The organism is Nitrosospira sp. Nsp14 (genome assembly GCF_900113575.1).
In the GTDB taxonomy this organism is placed as follows: Bacteria; Pseudomonadota; Gammaproteobacteria; order Burkholderiales; family Nitrosomonadaceae; genus Nitrosospira.
This window is the reverse complement of the sequence record NZ_FOPV01000005.1, coordinates 121,045-138,116: the sequence shown is the minus strand read 5'-3', so window position 1 is coordinate 138,116 and position 17,072 is coordinate 121,045. Positions and strand designations below refer to the sequence as shown.

12 protein-coding genes are annotated in these 17,072 nt (G+C 58.0%); 2 read left to right on the top strand and 10 right to left on the bottom strand.

What is annotated here, in order from left to right; translation table 11 throughout:
- Positions 1-126: 126 nt before the first annotated feature.
- The 7 genes from BM022_RS04970 to BM022_RS04940 form a co-directional block, all read right to left on the bottom strand.
- The gene (locus tag BM022_RS04970; protein WP_256208939.1) at positions 127-1,674 is read right to left on the bottom strand and encodes an FAD-binding oxidoreductase; all 1,548 of its coding nucleotides are present in this window, start codon (positions 1,672-1,674) and stop codon (positions 127-129) included.
- Positions 1,675-1,685: 11 nt separating this feature from the next.
- Positions 1,686-2,726: a hypothetical protein gene (locus BM022_RS04965; protein WP_091137372.1), complete on the bottom strand. Its 1,041-nt coding sequence runs from the start codon at positions 2,724-2,726 to the stop codon at positions 1,686-1,688.
- A 39-nt stretch (positions 2,727-2,765) separates the two neighbouring features.
- The gene (locus tag BM022_RS04960) at positions 2,766-3,107 is read right to left on the bottom strand and encodes a c-type cytochrome (RefSeq protein WP_091137371.1); all 342 of its coding nucleotides are present in this window, start codon (positions 3,105-3,107) and stop codon (positions 2,766-2,768) included.
- Between the two features lie 478 nt (positions 3,108-3,585).
- Positions 3,586-5,946 (bottom strand): hybrid sensor histidine kinase/response regulator, encoded by a 2,361-nt coding sequence (locus BM022_RS04955; RefSeq protein ID WP_177191625.1) that lies wholly within the window; start codon positions 5,944-5,946, stop codon positions 3,586-3,588.
- A gap of 467 nt (positions 5,947-6,413) precedes the next feature.
- On the bottom strand, positions 6,414-6,773 hold the full coding sequence (locus BM022_RS04950; protein ID WP_091137457.1) for a BON domain-containing protein: 360 nt from the start codon (positions 6,771-6,773) through the stop codon (positions 6,414-6,416).
- Positions 6,774-7,114: 341 nt separating this feature from the next.
- Complete coding sequence (locus BM022_RS04945) at positions 7,115-8,944, bottom strand: cobalamin biosynthesis protein CbiX (RefSeq protein ID WP_143079525.1); 1,830 nt, start codon at positions 8,942-8,944, stop codon at positions 7,115-7,117.
- 26 nt (positions 8,945-8,970) lie between these two features.
- The gene (locus tag BM022_RS04940; RefSeq protein WP_091137366.1) at positions 8,971-9,270 is read right to left on the bottom strand and encodes a hypothetical protein; all 300 of its coding nucleotides are present in this window, start codon (positions 9,268-9,270) and stop codon (positions 8,971-8,973) included.
- Between the two features lie 337 nt (positions 9,271-9,607).
- Between BM022_RS04940 and BM022_RS04935 the strand changes: the two genes are divergently transcribed.
- The gene (locus BM022_RS04935) at positions 9,608-10,738 is read left to right on the top strand and encodes an endonuclease/exonuclease/phosphatase family protein (RefSeq protein ID WP_256208948.1); all 1,131 of its coding nucleotides are present in this window, start codon (positions 9,608-9,610) and stop codon (positions 10,736-10,738) included.
- A gap of 107 nt (positions 10,739-10,845) precedes the next feature.
- On the opposite strand, the gene BM022_RS04930 is transcribed toward BM022_RS04935, so the two are convergent.
- Positions 10,846-11,127 (bottom strand): hypothetical protein, encoded by a 282-nt coding sequence (locus BM022_RS04930; protein WP_143079524.1) that lies wholly within the window; start codon positions 11,125-11,127, stop codon positions 10,846-10,848.
- Positions 11,128-11,385: 258 nt separating this feature from the next.
- Here BM022_RS04930 and BM022_RS04925 point away from each other — a divergent pair, with 258 nt between their 5' ends.
- The gene (locus tag BM022_RS04925; protein WP_091137360.1) at positions 11,386-11,913 is read left to right on the top strand and encodes a DUF4142 domain-containing protein; all 528 of its coding nucleotides are present in this window, start codon (positions 11,386-11,388) and stop codon (positions 11,911-11,913) included.
- A gap of 310 nt (positions 11,914-12,223) precedes the next feature.
- On the opposite strand, the gene BM022_RS04915 is transcribed toward BM022_RS04925, so the two are convergent.
- Both BM022_RS04915 and BM022_RS04910 read right to left on the bottom strand, forming a co-directional pair.
- The gene (locus tag BM022_RS04915; RefSeq protein ID WP_091137357.1) at positions 12,224-14,053 is read right to left on the bottom strand and encodes an ABC transporter ATP-binding protein; all 1,830 of its coding nucleotides are present in this window, start codon (positions 14,051-14,053) and stop codon (positions 12,224-12,226) included.
- Positions 14,054-14,211: 158 nt separating this feature from the next.
- On the bottom strand, positions 14,212-16,488 hold the full coding sequence (locus BM022_RS04910; RefSeq protein WP_091137356.1) for a family 1 glycosylhydrolase: 2,277 nt from the start codon (positions 16,486-16,488) through the stop codon (positions 14,212-14,214).
- Between the last annotated feature and the right edge of the window lie 584 nt (positions 16,489-17,072).

Genomic DNA, 17,072 nt, shown 5'->3' with positions numbered 1-17,072 from the left:
AGATATATGCGTGCGGCGACTGTTAATGGCGACTTTTAATGAATAAGAGGAGGCCGCCCGTGGGTCGGCTCATGCACGCGCAGGGCACCGATCGCATCGGTCCTTGGAGAGCCCCGACCCTCGGTTTCAGCGGATGCCAGACTTCCCTGGCGCCAGGATTCCATTTGGGTCCAGCGCATTCTTGAGCATCTTGTGCACATTGCGCTGCACCGGGCCATAGGTGTGCGCGACCTTATCCATGAATGCAGGGTTCACCCGATAGGTCCCATACCCCTTTTCCGAAAATACCGTCAGCAGTTCATCGAAGCACTGGTACGCCGCTTTTACCTGTTCCGGGTTGGTCTTGTCGTAAAGCACATCGACGATATGGTGCATGTCGCGCATGCCCACGATAAATTCGCCCGAATAATCCAGTCCGTATTTGCCGAGAATCTGCTTGGTAAGGGACATCTGCTTCAGGGTCTCGCTGCCGCGCGCTTGAGAGACAGGTGCAAACCACATCGAGCCGCCCCCGCCGCGCCAGTTATACAGCGCAAACTCCACCAGGTTCATACCCCCGCGCATGATTTCTGCCCGGTAGTTGAACGTGGGATCACCCGCCAACTCCTTCTCGGTCAGGATGGTAGCCCTGCCCGATCTGCCAAACGCTTGCGTCACGATCTTCCAGTTCACGTCAACCTGCTCCTGCGTGCCGTACAGGGCCGCGTAAACATTCCAGATGCCGAGGTTGTGATCCTTGGTAATCTTGCGTACCGCGGCGTCGGGAATGGCTCCGGCCCCAGTGAAATAATCGCTGCGTTTTGCCTTGGTAGGCGCATCGTACAATGCGTGCGCAATTACCGCCGCGTTCGGAATCACGTTGCCGATACGCAACGGACGGATCGTTTCCACAATATCGACAATATCGTCCTCATTCTGGTACTGGACGGTGAATGGCTTGTAGACCGGCGGCGCGGGCATGAGCCAGAAGCCGAGTTTGGTGACGATCCCATAATTGGACTGGGTGAAGATGCCGTCGAGGTAAGGACCGTATCCCCACTTGAAAACCTGCCAGGTATTGGAGCTGGGCAGCGATCCCATTCCCGTGCGCAACACTTCGCCATTTGCCAGCACGACCTCCATGCCGCAGGCGAACATGAAATGTTCTCCATAGGGCGTGTAGCCGACGCCGCGGTCCAGCGTGTTGCCGGTCGGGCCTGCTATCGCTGAGGGTGCGGGCACGGACAGCCATAATCCGAGGTTGTGCTCGGCAATATAGTCATGGAGCTGTTTATAGGTGACGCCCGGCTCCACCAGGGCATAGGCCAGGTCCTTGTCCACCTCGAGGATCTTGTTCATCCGTTTCAGATCGAGCACCACCTGTCCGCGCTCGGCGGGAGCAGCGGAGCCATATCCGAGATTTTTCCCGGTAGAGATGGTCCAGATGGGGACCTTGTATTGATTGCAGATGGCGAGGATCTTCTGGATCTGCTCCACAGTCGTGGCCAGCAGCGCGGCGGAGAGCGTGTAGTCCGCATCGGGCACCGGCATCATGGTTTTAATGTAGGGAGCAAGCTGCTTGGCGCTGACCAGCACAGCGGAGTCCCCCAGCACATTGCGAAAGGCGGTGATGGCGGCATCGAAAGTGTTTTCCGATATCCCTTTGGGCAGTGCAATATATTTTTCGGCCATCATCGCCCTCCAGGCTAAAGGTCTACCACGAAAGAAGTAAAGCCCGCTGCCCCGCCGGTCAAGCCATTCTTGCCCGCGCCCGGCTGATGCACATGCGCACGCGTGGAACAGGGCTGGTGAAAGGCGCCCGCGCCGAGCGCCGCGGCCATGACCGCATACCCGACCGCTTCCACCCAGGCCCCGGCTTGTGGCTGCATGCCTTCGGGCTTGCTTCCTGTTTTGTTTCCGTTTTTTCCGAGACCGGCGGATTCAGGCGGGGATTTCTGATAAACAGGCGTCCAGGAGAAAGCTCCATTCCAGCCGAGGAATTCACACCCCGCCGCTGGCGAAATGCCCGCACAATACAGGTAGGTTGGGTCTGGGTCTAGCTCTAGGTTGGAAGCCGTCCCATCGCGGCGCCACGCCAGGAAGCCGGGGAGAAACCCGTCTGTTCCGACGCTGTCGGTTGCCGCCTGGGTGGAAAAGAAATTCTCCACAATGGAAAAACCCCGCTCGCCGCCGGCGAGTCGCGTGGCGAGGATGCTGCCTGGGGCGTGGGCGGGCGACGCGGCAGCCCAAACATGCCGGAGCCCGGGAACATGTCGGCTGCCCGGAGTGATGGCATCCGCTGAGGCAACGTGCGAGCCCAGCAATACCATGCTGCCGCCGGCATTGCGCACCAGTTCCGTGAAAACCGCGGCACTGCCGTCATCCATCACCGCGATCCATCGGGTGTCGCGGAATGTTTCCAGCAAGTTCGCGACTTTTTCATATTCGTTGAGCAGGGCGCCCTTTAGCTTGACTACCTCGAGTGCGCCGTAGCCCGTTTTTGCACCGTTTCCAGCCGCAACGTCTGTGTGTGCAGGGGCGTGGCGAGCGTTAGCGGCAAAAGCGGTGCGCGCGCCCGCAGCAAATTCCGCGTCCGAAATATCGCTTCCAAGCAGCAGCCGGACTCTTCCACTTGGGCCAGGAGTGCCCGGAGCAGCGCCGGCGACCGCGGCTGGAGGAATGCCCAGCGCCAGCAGCGTGCTGCCCGTCAATACGCCTTTCATGAGATTACGTCTGTGAACGTCCATTGATCGCCCCCTGCGATAGCTAGCGGACTGCCAGCCGGTTCAGTTCGTCGAGATGTATTCAGCCACTTTTTTCAGCGACTCGTCATCGATCTCCGACGCGCGAAAAGCAGGCATTGCCCGGTTTCCGTTTCGCACCACGGCGCTGATATATGCGGGAGGAAGCGAACGGCCGCGAATGACGGGCCCGATCTGCTGATCATGGCAATAGGAGCAGACCTTGGCATAAACTTCCGGTCCGTCCTTCCACCTGAAATTGGACTGTGGCTCGGGCGGCGCAGCTGACGCGCCTGCGGCAATCAACGTGGAGATTAGTGCTGCGGAAGTGACCGTCATCGCCGGCATGGCCTGGCATGGCGTGTGTCCAGATAGCGTTTTCCTCATATCAATCCTTTCGAAAGATGAATATGAGAACGCGGCGCGATTGCGTCAGCCCCGTTCAATGTTCCTCACGTCTAGAAAAATCCCAGATCGACGTTGTAAAGCTTGCAAAATAAGAATAGATCATTTTGGGGGTTCTGCCACATTTACCGCAGTTTTCCCGTGGAATCGATGAAACGAGCCTCCTTCTAAGGGCAAATACTGTGCCCCATCCCTAGACGGGACATAACACGCCACGCCGGAGCCATAGGGCAGTCCGACCACACACTTATTGTTGGTGGGACTATACCCAAGCCTGCATGTACTATGGCGGGCGTCTCGCAAAATGGGCTCATCCGTGGTGCAATACGCGGCCGCGGCGCTAATCCAGCCGGTATCTCCGTGGCCGGATTTCCAACGGCATATCAACAGCGGGGGAGAAGAAAATAGGTGCGTCTGCATGCGGGCCGGAGCAGCGGAGCATAATCCGGCAACATGAAGTTTATTCGCCTGCGATCAACGCCAGCAGATCCTTGAAATTGATGGGCTTGGTAAGATGAGCGTCAAACCCGGCTTCCTCCGCCAGCTTCTTATCCTTATCCTGGCCCCAGCCGGTGGCGGCAATCAGCCGCATAGCCGAACCCCAGTCGGACGCGCGAATCCGGCGTGCGACCTCATAACCGGATAGATGAGGCATGCCGATATCCAGCAGAGCAATGGCGGGTCGAAACCTCTCGGCCTCCTGCACTGCAGACGCACCATCATTAACGATCAGTATCTCATGGCCGTCACGCTGCAGGAGCATTGAAATCGCCATCGCCGCCGCCTCGTTATCGTCAGCCACAAGGATGCGGAACCGGGTTTTTGCTTGAGATTCGGAGTATGGCTGGGGTGTCTGCGCGGCCTCCGGCAAAACCGGCGTCATTTCCGGCGTTACTTCCGATCGTGCTACCGGCAGTTCGACATGAAAGGCGCAACCCTGGCCCAGACCCTGGCTGGTGGCATAAGCCCGGCCGTCATGCAGTTGGGCGATCGCGCGCACGAGGGCCAACCCGATCCCCAGCCCGCCCGCCATCGCATGACGCGTGCCCTTTGCCTGCGAGAACATGCCGAAAATTTCCTCCAGGGACGATGGGTCGATGCCAATCCCATTATCGGTCACGCTTATCCGCACCCCTTCCGGGATGCGCTGTACGTCGAGGGCAATCTTCCCGCCGGCTTCGGTATACTTTGCCGCATTGGATAACAGGTTGGAAAAAACCTGCGTAAGCCGGATCGGGTCGGCACTAACCATCAGCGACGGCGGCGGTTTTGTAACTGACAGTGTGTGGTTAGCTTCATCCATGAGGGATTGCGTCGTTTCGACCGCGGAATCTATCAGTGATGCCAGTGTAAGCATTTGTTTCTTAAGGGTCACGCGGCCAAGCGTGAAGCGTGTCACATCCAGAAGGTCATCCAGCAGGATCTTCATCGTCCTGCATTGCCGTCGAACCACCTGAATGGTCCATTCACGCTTGGCACTGTCGAGTTGCGCGGATTCCAGCAACATGGCAGCACTGTCGATCGCCGCCAGTGGATTGCGTAATTCATGCGAAAGGGTAGCGATGAACTCATCTTTGCGTCGATCCGCATCTCGAAGCTGCTCGGTGATGCGGAGGCTTTCGATGAAATCTGCCGCCTGGCGCGCAAACAGATCCAGCATTCCTGAGCGCTGTTTGGCCGTGCGTGGAAACCTGAAATGGATCGAGAGAACGCCCAGCGGCTTACCCTCGCGGCTGAATAAGGGTGTGGTTTGAATGGCGCGGTATTGACCCAGTTCCGCGGCATGCAAGTCTATCGAGGACTGCTCCTCAGCGTGAATATCTTCAACCATCACGCGACGCTTGGAGCGAAGCGCGCGCGCGCAGGGCGAGTCGTCGCTGCCATCGACCGTTTTGAAACGGTCGATGAATACCTCGTCAAAACCTTGATGCACCTCAATCGAAAGGACTTTTCGTTCCGGATCGTACAAGCGGATGTATCCCATGTCGGCTTGGTTCAGATCGGTGGCCGCTTGCAGTATTTCCGTCAGCGCGGAGGATAGGTCAGGGATGGTTAGAAGAAGGGTGCTGAGCTCCTGCAACCGGTTCAGGGCGGCAACCTCAGCCTCAAGCTGTTTCTGCGTTTCGCGCAAGGTGGCATCGATCCGCTCGCGCTCGGATATCTGATATTGAAGCGTTCTGTTTGCCAGCGACAGCGCTTCGGTGCGCTGTTCCACATGCCTTCCAAGAGCATTGCGTATGTTGGTGCCCTCATCCATGGAACGCGTGAGTCTGTGCGCAGCCGAGGCAAAATTTGAGAGGCTGGTCATCAGGCGGAGGTCTTCCGTATCAAATGCCCGCTCTGCCGAATGGACCGTCCCCCATATTGTACCGGCGGGCTGTTCCTCATCGCAAAATGGCACCAGCAGGGCTTCCGTTACCGGTGGTTGGATCTGGAGAGAATCAGGAAACAGGCTGGCGGGGTTCTGTAACAGAACGGGTGTGTGACGAACGGCCATGATGCCGCATGGACTGTGGAAAGGACTTTCCGCACCATCGATGCATTCAGCCACAAGCCCGGCACAAGCATGCGAACGGCAAGTTCCATCCGGTTCAAAAATACTGACGCCGGCGGAATCAGCCCGGCAAAGCTCGCATGCGATCTCGGCTAATCTGGGCAACAGATTACGCGGATTATTCGCAAGCTCATGCGCGAGAATGGTAAGCGCTCGGTTTTCCGCCCTAAAATCTTCAACGCGTGACGCCCGCGCGGACAACGCTTCAATGCCGGGAAATCTGTCAGGCGGCGCGCCGCGCTCTGCTACGGAATCTCTGTCGGACATTGTTACTCCTGACGGAATATCCCTATATTGTGAGGGGCTTTCGTTCCGCGCACAAGACAAAATTGTGGCTGCGTATGAGCTCGGCAGTTCATCATGCCGGAACAGGCTGTCTACGCTTGACTGCAAAGGCATGCGTCAGGTGATATCGCAGGCGACGAGAGCGGCCCCATAAAGCGAAGGTGATTGAAAAGGGACAGGTTGGATGGCGCCAAGAACAACATGCCGATAGAAGGATCGGCGCACGACACGACCTGCCCGCCCGCCGTCCCAGCTGCCTTCCCGCGCACTCCGGCTTTCCCGGTATTATGCGGCGATGCCGATTCTTTATGGGGAGCAGTGCGGAGCGATTAATAGGACCATGGGTGTGCAACCCACCGGCCGTGGGAGGGAAAGCGAGAACTACCGGGCGGCCCCGCGAAACTTGCCGCCCGTCAGGGTCCCGCCAGGGACTGCAAAGCAGTTGCGAGCTACTTCTGCTGGACCTTGGTATTGTTGTACACCTTCTTTACGCCTTCAACCGAGTGGGCGATCTCATGCGCTTTATCGGCCTCCGCCTTGCTGTGGGCGGTGCCGCTCAGCACTACCATGCCGTCCTTGTCCGTATCAACCCTGATATGCGACGCGCTGACATCCCTATCCGCAGCCATCTTGCTTTTTATTTTGGCGGTTATAACCGAATCGCTTACATATTCACCGACCCCGGCGGGACGCTCGGAAGTGGTTTCGGCAGCACGCTCTTTTTTGGCGGCGCAACCGGAAATAGGACCAGCCAGGACACCGGCGATTAGGATTACTGCAAACTGCGCGAGGGATTTCGAGATTTTCATGGCGCCTCCTTTTTTGTCAATAAAATAGAATAGTAGAGTCATATTGGCGCGGCTGAGCATTGGCTGTCTGTTCGGTAACGAACGAAAACGAGACCTCGGCCGAATTGGACATCCGATTCAGTTGGACGAGGGTTATCCGGCAGTATGGGCTGCCGCGGAAGGGACAAGGAGGACACGGAGGATAGAGAAAAGCTGCGCAGCGAAATGGAGGTTGGAGTGCTCAGCTCCCTCCCCTGTTATTGAAAGCTTTGGTTACCGGTTTGCTTCTCCGGCGACTGATCATTATATTGACGTTATTGATTCGGCAAGTGCCGCACGCGAAATTCAAACCCGTCCAATATTCATAGCGCCCATTCGGGCGACCCGGCATCATCCTCGGCTTCAGCTGAGCTCCTTCCGCCGGATGCGGTATGGTTGAACTGCCTGATGCCGCTTTTGATCTGCTCCTCCATCCATTGCAGGAACTTCGGATGAGGTGCGAATCCGGTACCCAAGTCATATTCAAGACCGGAAAGAAATTTTCTCTCCGGCCCTTCTCCCACCGTTCGTGCCGGAATCACCAGTGCCCGTCCCCCTTGCCGCTCCGCATCCTCGACCATGGCACGTATTTTCTCGATTTGCGGAGCGCGCTTATCGGCCCAATCCTCACGCCAAGTCGCGGTGTGGATCGCCAGAAACTCGCCTCCCCCCGCCTTGCGCATGTGTTCCCCGATGGCTTCCAGATGCGCTTCCCATTGCTGGTTAAGGCGGTCGTCACCCGAACCATGCGCGACCACAATAATCGTTTCCCGTGCTGGGTTCCGGGACAACGCGCGCGCACGGTCAAGCAAAGCCGCGGCAAAAAGCGGGCTGGAGCCTAGGCCCCCCACTGTTTCGATCGGGAGGGTCGAGCGGATGCGAGGCGCCGGCCCGGCCGACACATCATGGCCGTGCCCCCCGTGCCCATGCCCGTGCTCATTGCCAGCACGCGCAAGGCCGGCGGCTATCGCGCCTTCTATATCCGCACCCGTCATGCGCTCCACTGGGCGGCGAAAGCTGTCTGCCAGCGCGAACAGGCGAACAATAACGGCGGCTTTGGCCCCTCGCTGCTCCAGCTTGCGGACGGCGCGTTCAATTATCGCCTGATCAGCCATCGAAAAGGCAAACTCGACCTTGTAGTCCTTGGTCAATGGCTCAACCGCCTCCCGCACCGATTGATTCCAGATGAAATCCGAACCATGCGATAAAACGATAATGCCGAAATCGTCCCTGGCAAGTTGCTGGCTGCGATTGGCAGCGTGCGCGAGCCATATTGTCAGGTTCGTGGCCGTCGCATCATCTGCGCCTTTGTTCTGAATAAACCGGATGCCGGGAGGAAGCTGTCGCTTCAACTGGGCATCGAATGACATCATGCTATCGAACCTGGGGCCGAAATGAAACGGCACCACGACGGGAGCGGGAGCGGGAGCCGGTGCGCTCCCGGCGCTGGCGGCGGCATCCGCCAGTTGACGCCGAAACCCTGCAGCCCGCTTTTCCCCTTCCTCATCCTTCACGTCATAGGCGATGACCACCTCGATGGACGTAAATCCGAAGCCGGCGCCAGCGCTTTCCGCGATGCGCCTCAAATCTGCTTGCATCGCCTGTTCGTTATCATTATCAGTCGCGCCGTAGCCGGCAATGATCAGTCTCGAATTCGACGGGTCGCGCACGAGGCGAAATCTATCCGCCAGATCCTCGACCGCGAAAAACGTTTCCCCATACAACGGCGCGTATGCGACAGGAACGGGCGGTTTTTCCTGCTCAAGCAACCTGCGCGCGAGGCGGTAGCGGGGTTCGGCGGCCGAGATGAACAAGGGAATAACCGCGATCCGCCTCGCGCCATGGTCCACGAGCTTGTCGAATCCCGATTTCACATGCTTGCTGCTGCGCTCGTCGGTGATGAACACCAGCGAGGCGTTTCGTCCTTTTGCGAATGCATCGAAGGCGTCCCCAATCTCTTCGTTTCCTGCAAAGCCACGATCGGGCGCAAGAACCAGGAAGCCGGCTTTGACATCCTTTACGTTTTTGTCCGCGTGCTCTCCCGCAAGAGCCGGGTAGATTGCTGCCGCCGACAATATTAGCGCGGCGGCCAGAAGGCACTGACGGAACAGGTGTCCCGCCGCCCCGCGTCCCACGTAGACTAGTTGTTGCATAATGGTAAAAAGGCTGGAATCCGGATTCAATGACGCCGCGCGGTACTGCCGGGAAAACGCGCAAGCAGGTCGGCTGCATCCATCCCAGCCCGGTCCGCCATGTAGATGCCGGCCTGGATATCGATGCTATCCGACGCCGGATGGAGCACCAGAAGATGAAAATGATGCGCGATCGCCAACCGGGTAGCCTGGTCCGCGTTGGCCCGACCCGTATTTGCCGTATTTGGGCGCGCGGCGATCGGCCCGGATCGGGTAGTCAGCCATGATAATACCGCCAGCAACAACCTGACTGGAGGTCCGTCGTTTTTTGTATCCTGTTTCGGCATGAGATTCTTTTCCCTGAATTTCCATGTTTATGGCACCACAGCGCCTGCTGTGCCTGCTAAGGGAGCAACACTCCCGCTCATATAGACTAGTGTTAATGAGAATGATTGTCAATCTTATTTGCGGGATGCATGCAGACGGCGGGCATACCGGAGCTCTTCCGGCTCTTCCGGCTGTCGCAGGGAGAAAAATGCAGGAGAAATACGAGCAGGAGAATAACACGAGGAGGTGGCCGCACGGTGAATGACAGGGAAATTCGTACGTGGGATTAACAAATGATGAGGTAGAACGCCCACTTTGGTACGTCAACAAAACTGCCAGGCTTTCAGTCACTTGACCATGCGCATCGCAACATTCAATCTCGAGAATCTGTTCCGTCGCGCCAAGGTCCTGAACCTGCGCGACTCGGAGAAAACGACGAAACTGCTGGATAAAATCCGCCAGCTTGCATCATTGCTCGATGAGCCGGCCTACACTGCTCCGCTCAGGGCCGAGGTGTTCAACCTTTCCGCGGAACTGAGGGAATATATCGACATCCGGAAGGATTTCGGCACGCTGGGCAGTTGGCGCAAGGATACTCATACCGAGCGCACGGGTTTCCGTGTCAGCCGCCAAGCCAAGGGCCGCAGCAGCTGGAGCGGCCAGATCGTATTCCGTTTCGAGGATTTCAGCGACCAGCAACGCATGAATACCGCGCTGGTAGTGAATTCCGTCAATGCTGACATTTTTTGCGCAATCGAAGTCGAGGGCATGGAAGCGCTGCGTGTTTTCAACCGCAGCGTCGCCGCGACGTCGTACAGCGAGTATATCGCCATCGACAGTCCCAATGACCCGCGGGGAATCGACATTGGCTGCCTCACCCGCTATCACATCTCAAGCCTCATTACCCATGTTTTCGATTTCGTGCCCGGCACCAAGCGCCGCATTTTCAGCCGCGACTGCCTGGAGCTTGCGATCGACCGCGACGAGGACACGCGCATCCACGTGCTCTGTAATCACTTCAAGAGCCAGATGGGGGCAGCGGATGAATCGGCCGCGAAACGGCTGGAGCAAGCCCGTGCGGTGGCGGCAATCCTTGACCGCTACGATTTGACGAAGCAATACGTCGTGGTAATGGGGGACTTGAATGAGGATATCAGCAGCACGTTCGGTTCACTGCACCCGCTCTTGCAAAAAAACGGTTTGTATCCCGTGGTCGACCCGGCCCTGCCCATGAACCAGCGCTATACCCACTATTATGAGGATGCCGGCGCCGGCAGGCCAAAATTGACCCAACTGGACTACATCTTTGTATCCGAAGCGCTACGGCACCGGATCACGGGCTATGGTTTCGAACGGCGGGGCATACATGGGATCGACGCCGTTGCGGCGAGAGAAGGCGCCGAGCCTATCACCCCATTTCCCACTGTCACTGGCCCGGATCTGTCAGCATCCGATCATGCGGCATTGTGGGTGGATCTCGATCTGTAGAAGAGATGTTCGCGGGACTCCGCGCCCCCATTTGAGCGTCAATCGGGGCGTACTGGAGTTGATCGCAGTGTTGCGATAAGGCAGCACTGCGCCGTCGCGAGGTTAAATCAATAACGGTCGAGCGGGGCCGGCCCCGAACCCGGACTCTCGTTTCTCGGATCGTGATGCGGCTCGGCGCCGGTAATGGATTTCGCCTCCTCGCGCGTTTCCTGTTTCTTCGAGGCGCGATTCTCTATCTTTTCTTCCACTCTGTTGCCGCGGGTCTCTTCGCTGACAGGGATGCCCTCGCTCGATTCATCCGCTGCCTGGTCCACCTGCTGCTCGGCGGGTTGGCCCACCGATTCTTCATCCTTCGATTCGCCCGCCTGTTTGTCTGAGGAATTTTCCATCCGGAGCTCCAGAAAATAATATAGATAATGGGCAATAGCGCCTGCCTGCATTCTCCCCCGCGCCCGGGCTCGATTTCGGTGCGGTAGCGCACAGCGGCACAGCACTAAAACCATGTTTTGATTGAGGTTAGTTTTGTATGCTAGCGTACAGAAACTGCTCAGCTATGAGTTATGATGGCCGGGCCGAAGCTTATTCCAGATAAGCGCCCGGCACATCCGCCGTCAATCGCGGCGTATCACATCAATAAGGAGATTGGAATGAAAAAAGTACTCGTGTTCGCAACCGTGCTGATGTTTCCCGCATTTGCCATGGCGGAAGCCGGTGGCAAAGGAGATCTCAATGATGCGCAAATCGCGCACATCGTAGTGACCGCGAATCAGGTAGATATTGAAAATGGCCAGCTCGGGAAGAAGAAAGCATCGAATGAAGACGTGCATGCTTATGCTCATCGCATGATCGGGGAACACACGGACGTCAACAAGCAGGCAACCGATCTGGCAGCCAAACTCAAAGTGACGCCGGAGGACAACCCGATCAGCAAGAGCCTGAAAGAGGATGGCAAGAAGAACCTGGACAAGCTGAAGAACCTGAGCGGCAAGGAATTCGATAAAGCCTATATAGACGCGGAGATCAAACTGCATCAGCAGGTCATCGATGTGGCCGATACGAAGCTTGTGCCGAGCGTCAAGAATGAAGAGTTGAAGGCATTGCTGGTCAAAGTGCGGCCCGCACTGGTCTCGCATCTTGAGCATGCCCAAAAAATCCAGGGCTCCGTTGGCAAATAGCGCTAACCGCACCTGAACGCAAGCCGGGGCCAAGTTCTGCCCGGGTTTTTCCCCGCGCCCGAGACGCAGGAAGAGGGAGAAATGTTGTGCTGATTTTCCGGCACAGCATTCCTCCCTCGCCGGATAAGCGCAGTGCGAATCTGAAGCCTCTGCTACCGGAATCGCACGCGGCGGGCCATGTCATCCTGTTCGCGACTGCATTTGGTCTCTGTTCCGCAACCTGCCTGCGGCGTCGATACGCAGGTACCCCGTTTCAGCATTTCCGACCGCAATACCGGGCGGCGCAATTCACGAAATATCACGAATTGGATCACAGGAACCCGCCCGACTGATGTCGCCAGAGCATGGCGTACTGGCCATTGAGTTGCAGGAGCTCCTCGTGGGTACCTTGCTCCACGATGCGTCCGTCATTCAGCACCAGCAGCCGGTCGAGGCAGGCGATGGTCGAGAGGCGGTGCGCGATGGCGATTACCGTCTTGCCCTCCATCAATCCGATCAACTGATCCTGAATGGCAAGCTCCACTTCACTATCCAACGCGGAGGTGGCTTCGTCGAGCACCAGGATGGGTGCATTCTTCAGCACCACGCGGGCAATTGCGATGCGCTGTCTTTGCCCCGCGCTGAGTTTTACGCCCCGTTCCCCCACGTGCGCGTCATAGCCCGTGCGCCCTTTCCAGTCCCGTTGGCTCAGGATGAACTCGTGCGCCTGCGCGCGGCGGGCGGCTGCCTCAATCTGCGCCTGCGTGGCGCCCGGGCTGCCATAAGCAATGTTCTCGGCTATGGAACGGTGCAGCAACGAGGTATCCTGGGCCACAACGCCAATCGCGCGCCGCAAGCTGTCCTGCGTCAGTTCGCGGATATCGTGCCCGTCGATCCGGATGGTGCCCTCCTCGATCTCGTAAAAGCGCAGCAACAGGTTGATCAAGGTGGACTTGCCCGCGCCTGAACTCCCTACCAATCCCACTCGCTCACCCGGGCGGATGGTGCAGTTGAGGCTGTCGAGCACTTTTCTGCCGTCACTGCGGCCATAAGTGAAGGTCAGCCTTTCGAGGCGGATCTCGCCATGGACTGTGCTGACGTCCAAGTTTCGTGCGGCAGGCTTGTCGGTCATGGTATTCGCCACCGCGATGGTTTGCATACCGTCCTGCACCACGCCAATGTTTTCGAAAGCCCTGTTCATCTCCCAACTGACCCATCCGGCCGTGTTCGCGATCGTCCAGGCCAGCGGCACCGCCATTGCCACGATTCCGGCTTCAATCAGGCCTTCCGACCATAGCACGAGCCCAATGGCGGAAGTGCTCGCCAGCAAAAGAGCGTTCAGCACCGCTAATGTGGTGGTAAATTTCGTTATCAAACGCATATGTGCGGCTATTGCGCCCTTGTGATCCTCGATCGCATCGCGCACGTAGGCGTCTTCGTCGGCCGCTCGCGAGAACAGTTTCACTGTGAGGATATTGGTATAGCTGTCCACCACCCGACCCATCAGTATCGAGCTGCGTTCGCTGCTATGCCGGGAGAGATCGCGCATGCGCGGCACGAAGTAGCTCAGAAAAAATATGTACGAAACCACCCACAGCGCGGTGGGAATGGCCAGGCGCCAATCCGCGGTACCCATGAGATACAGCGCGGAGACGCCGTATACGGCGATATACCAGACAGCATGTATGCTCGACACAACGCATTCACGCACCGCGTCGCTGGTGTTCATCACCCGGTTGGCGATACGCCCCGCGAAATCGTTCTGAAACAGCGTCCAGCTGTGCCTGATGACGTGCCAGTGGCTCTGCCAGCGGATCAGGCTGGTGACACCCGGCACGACCGCATTATGGCGGATGAAACTGTCTATCAGAATAGCCAGGGGTCTGCCGATCAGTACCAGCAGCGCCATGCCGATCAGCATCGGGATCGCATCGTGCAAAGCGGCGGAACGCGCGCTCGCCTCCATTATTTGCACGAGGCGGCCGATGAAGACAGGGACGAGGGTGTCGATCAGCGCCACCGCCAGGCCGGTGGCAAACAAAGCGGCATAAAGACCCTTCGTCTGGCTGACGAAGTGCCAGTAAAACGCCATCAAGCCTGAAGGCGGCGACTTCACGGGAACATCGGTTGGCCGTACAAGCTGTTCAAAGAATGCGAACATAATGTTGCCTCTTTTTGACTAGATTAAAGTTGAACTGCGATGTGATCTTGGCCCAGGCGCAGGCGTTGCAGCCGTGCTTTCCATGACGACGGGTACTTGCGGAGGTTGCGGGGGCCGCCTTGAGTGTCAGAAGCAAGCGTCAAAAGCGTGCACATCCGTCAGTCCCTGATTTTTCTTGTTCCAGTCATTTTTTCCGGGGGTTCCACTGGCATTTCATGCCGTCTCGTCGCAAGGTAACGGTCGAGCGCATCTTCAAGTGCGGGAAGAATGATGCCTCTTTCGCTGGAAAGCGCACTATAGGCCGGACGGACTGCGGCATAGCCAAACTCCTGACTGGCCCGCGCATCAAGACCGGAGTTGTCGACGCCGGCCTTTTCAGCAGCCATGACAGCAAGCTCCAACCAGGTAAGCGCATGCGCGTTTGCCAGGTGCCAGATTCCCGCTGCCCGGTCGATCAGCAGATCAAGACTTGCATGCACCAGGTCGGGTACATAAGTAGGTGAAACCGTGATATCTGTTGAAACAGCAAACCGCTGGCCTTTCGTCAGGGCGCTCAAGGCGAGCGTGACGAAGTTATAGTTGTCCCAGGGTCCGAAGAACGCGCTGGTGCGGACCATCAGTGCCTCGGGACAGGTATCAAGGACCCGGCGCTCCGCCTCTGCCTTGCTCCTGCCATAGTTGTTCAATGGCCGGATGGGATCACTCTCAAGGTAGGGAGACTGCCTGCAGCCGTCGAATACGAGATCGCTCGAGAAAGTGAGCAGCTGTATGCCTCGCGCCGCGCAGACTGTCGCCAGGATCGCGGGCCCAAGGGCATTCTCTCGAAAGCAGCGGTCGAATTCGCGTTCCGCGTTATCCACGTTCACATAACCGCTGGCATTTATAACAGCCCATGGCTGATACCGCGACACGGCCGATTCGACCGAAGGCTGTACCGCTATATCCATCTCCTGACGGCTAAGCAGCTTATAAGTGAGATTCCGTTCCTCGCAAATTTTTGCAAAGGCCCTCCCCAGCGTACCGCTCGCGCCCGTAATGAGAATCGGCTGTGTGCTCTCGTCACACACATCATTGTGTTCCCGATAAAGGGAGCCAACGACGGTGGGGGTCGCAACCGGAGGACAGGTGAGACGTCCCGGCCGGCGCCACCAGCCCTGCCCCTTCAGGGCCGGATGGGTTAATATGCGCCCTGCAGCGAGATCCTGCATGAGGCCGGCAACGGCCGTGGGCCGCGGCGGGCTTGAGCGCACGTCAAAAGGGCCGGGTTCGTAATACCCTCTGCATTGCGTAACGAGGCAGTTCCAGTCATAGGAGCCCAGTAATGCCCAAACGGTGACCGCGCGCACATCAATGCCCTGCTGTTTTGCTATCCTGGCGGCCTGCCAGATTTCAACCAGCCAGCGCATCTGATCCTCCCGGTGCGCGTCGATATGCGCCTCGGTAATCGCCAGCGGCAGCCGGTACCGGTCCCACGCCTCCTGCAGCAAGGAGCCCACGCCGGGTGTCGGTGTCGCGAGCACGCGGGTGGATTCAACGTCGACAAAGCGTTGGCCGCGATAATCGGTGACGTGGTGGCCAGGATACCGCTCCACGCGCTCATCCAGCCACCGCTCGCTGGTGATGTAATAATTGATCCCGATGATATCCGGCGGGCACGGGTTGTCCTTGAACCAGAGCAGTCTTTCAGCAGCGATGCCGGTGCTGGTGAGATACGCCCACAATGCATGCTCCGGGTCCACCATTCCGCATAGCAGGTCCCAGGCAAGCCAGCGCCGCGCATTGTAGAAGTCGGCCAACCCGGACATTTGCGCCGTGCTGTAGCTCTTGCCCAGATCATCCGTTTGCACGAGCTTCGCCTGCGGGTTGACCCGACGAATGGCGCGCATGGCTAACACCACACCTTGGCACTGGTTGAGCAAGGCCTCGACAAAAATCGAGTCGTCGCGTCCGTGGGGATACCACAAGCCATACAAGCCGCTGAAGCGGGCTGTCGTGAGCGGCTCGTTCACCGGTGTGTAATACTCCACCCACGGGTATCGCCGAGCCACCAGGGCGGCAAAAGCCGCCAGTTCGCCGGGGAAGTTCGAATCGGTCAGGCTGGTATATTTCGGACCGCTACCATGGTGGACAAGGCCCACGATAGGCGTGATACCGCGCGCCCGCAACTCGGGCAAGCGCGCGTCCGACCATTCCCAGTTGACCCGATCCAGTCCGTCGGGGGCCATATGCTCCCACAGCACCGGATATCGTATTGCCCGGATGCCAAGACCGGCGAACCGCTCCAGATCGCATAAGCGCCCGGCGTGCCCGTTGCGCTCGAGCTGGCTAAAATACTCGTCCGCCACCCGGTTCACGGTACACTCGAGCCCGCCCCAAAGCGCCAGTTCTTTGCCATGCGCGGATAGCTCCGCAACGGGGTTTTTCCTTTCCTTCATGATCGGTTTCACTCGAGAAAATTTAAATATTCGTCGTGCCGCGCGTGGGGATGGGAGCGGTACCGGGAGATCGGATATGGGGGTTATAAACTGTTCTGGATGAAGGGAAGAGTGTGCCGGGCAGAAAACCTTGGCAAGGAGGACCTGAAGCAACGCAGCCGACCGGGGACCAAGACCCGGTATTTAAACCAGAACTAACCTTCGGACTGGCAAATTTATAGATCCCTATGCCGTTAGATGTTTGATTGGGGCCCGACCGCGTCAGGGTAATCGTAGGAACCTGGAGTTGAACGACGCGACCCCAAGGCGAAAACTCACCGCATTGTACCCGTGAAATGGTGGATCCTCTGTTCGCCAGCATACATTCGGACGTAAAAATGATCCGCTTCCGTTTCATTCTCCCTCCTTAACGTAGACAGGCACGAAAAGTTACATTTTCGAAAAAATCTGGCGTTCGAGACGTCAGCACCGAGGAAGAGTTGCGCAGTAAATACTCTCCGCGCCCCAGAAACGAACCGGAGTGTGGCTTGGCGAACAGAAAGTTCAGCTGGCAGTGGGTATTCTTCCCGTCATCGGATACATGT

Excerpts from the sequence above, each read along its gene's own strand:
- BM022_RS04970 (WP_256208939.1), bottom strand. The coding sequence starts at position 1,674 with ATGATGGCCGAAAAATATATTGCACTGCCCAAAGGGATATCGGAAAAC.
- BM022_RS04965 (WP_091137372.1), bottom strand. The coding sequence starts at position 2,726 with ATGGACGTTCACAGACGTAATCTCATGAAAGGCGTATTGACGGGCAGC.
- BM022_RS04960 (WP_091137371.1), bottom strand. The coding sequence starts at position 3,107 with ATGAGGAAAACGCTATCTGGACACACGCCATGCCAGGCCATGCCGGCG.
- BM022_RS04955 (WP_177191625.1), bottom strand. The coding sequence starts at position 5,946 with ATGTCCGACAGAGATTCCGTAGCAGAGCGCGGCGCGCCGCCTGACAGA.
- BM022_RS04950 (WP_091137457.1), bottom strand. The coding sequence starts at position 6,773 with ATGAAAATCTCGAAATCCCTCGCGCAGTTTGCAGTAATCCTAATCGCC.
- BM022_RS04945 (WP_143079525.1), bottom strand. The coding sequence starts at position 8,944 with ATGCAACAACTAGTCTACGTGGGACGCGGGGCGGCGGGACACCTGTTC.
- BM022_RS04940 (WP_091137366.1), bottom strand. The coding sequence starts at position 9,270 with ATGCCGAAACAGGATACAAAAAACGACGGACCTCCAGTCAGGTTGTTG.
- BM022_RS04935 (WP_256208948.1), top strand. The coding sequence starts at position 9,608 with ATGCGCATCGCAACATTCAATCTCGAGAATCTGTTCCGTCGCGCCAAG.
- BM022_RS04930 (WP_143079524.1), bottom strand. The coding sequence starts at position 11,127 with ATGGAAAATTCCTCAGACAAACAGGCGGGCGAATCGAAGGATGAAGAA.
- BM022_RS04925 (WP_091137360.1), top strand. The coding sequence starts at position 11,386 with ATGAAAAAAGTACTCGTGTTCGCAACCGTGCTGATGTTTCCCGCATTT.
- BM022_RS04915 (WP_091137357.1), bottom strand. The coding sequence starts at position 14,053 with ATGTTCGCATTCTTTGAACAGCTTGTACGGCCAACCGATGTTCCCGTG.
- BM022_RS04910 (WP_091137356.1), bottom strand. The coding sequence starts at position 16,488 with ATGAAGGAAAGGAAAAACCCCGTTGCGGAGCTATCCGCGCATGGCAAA.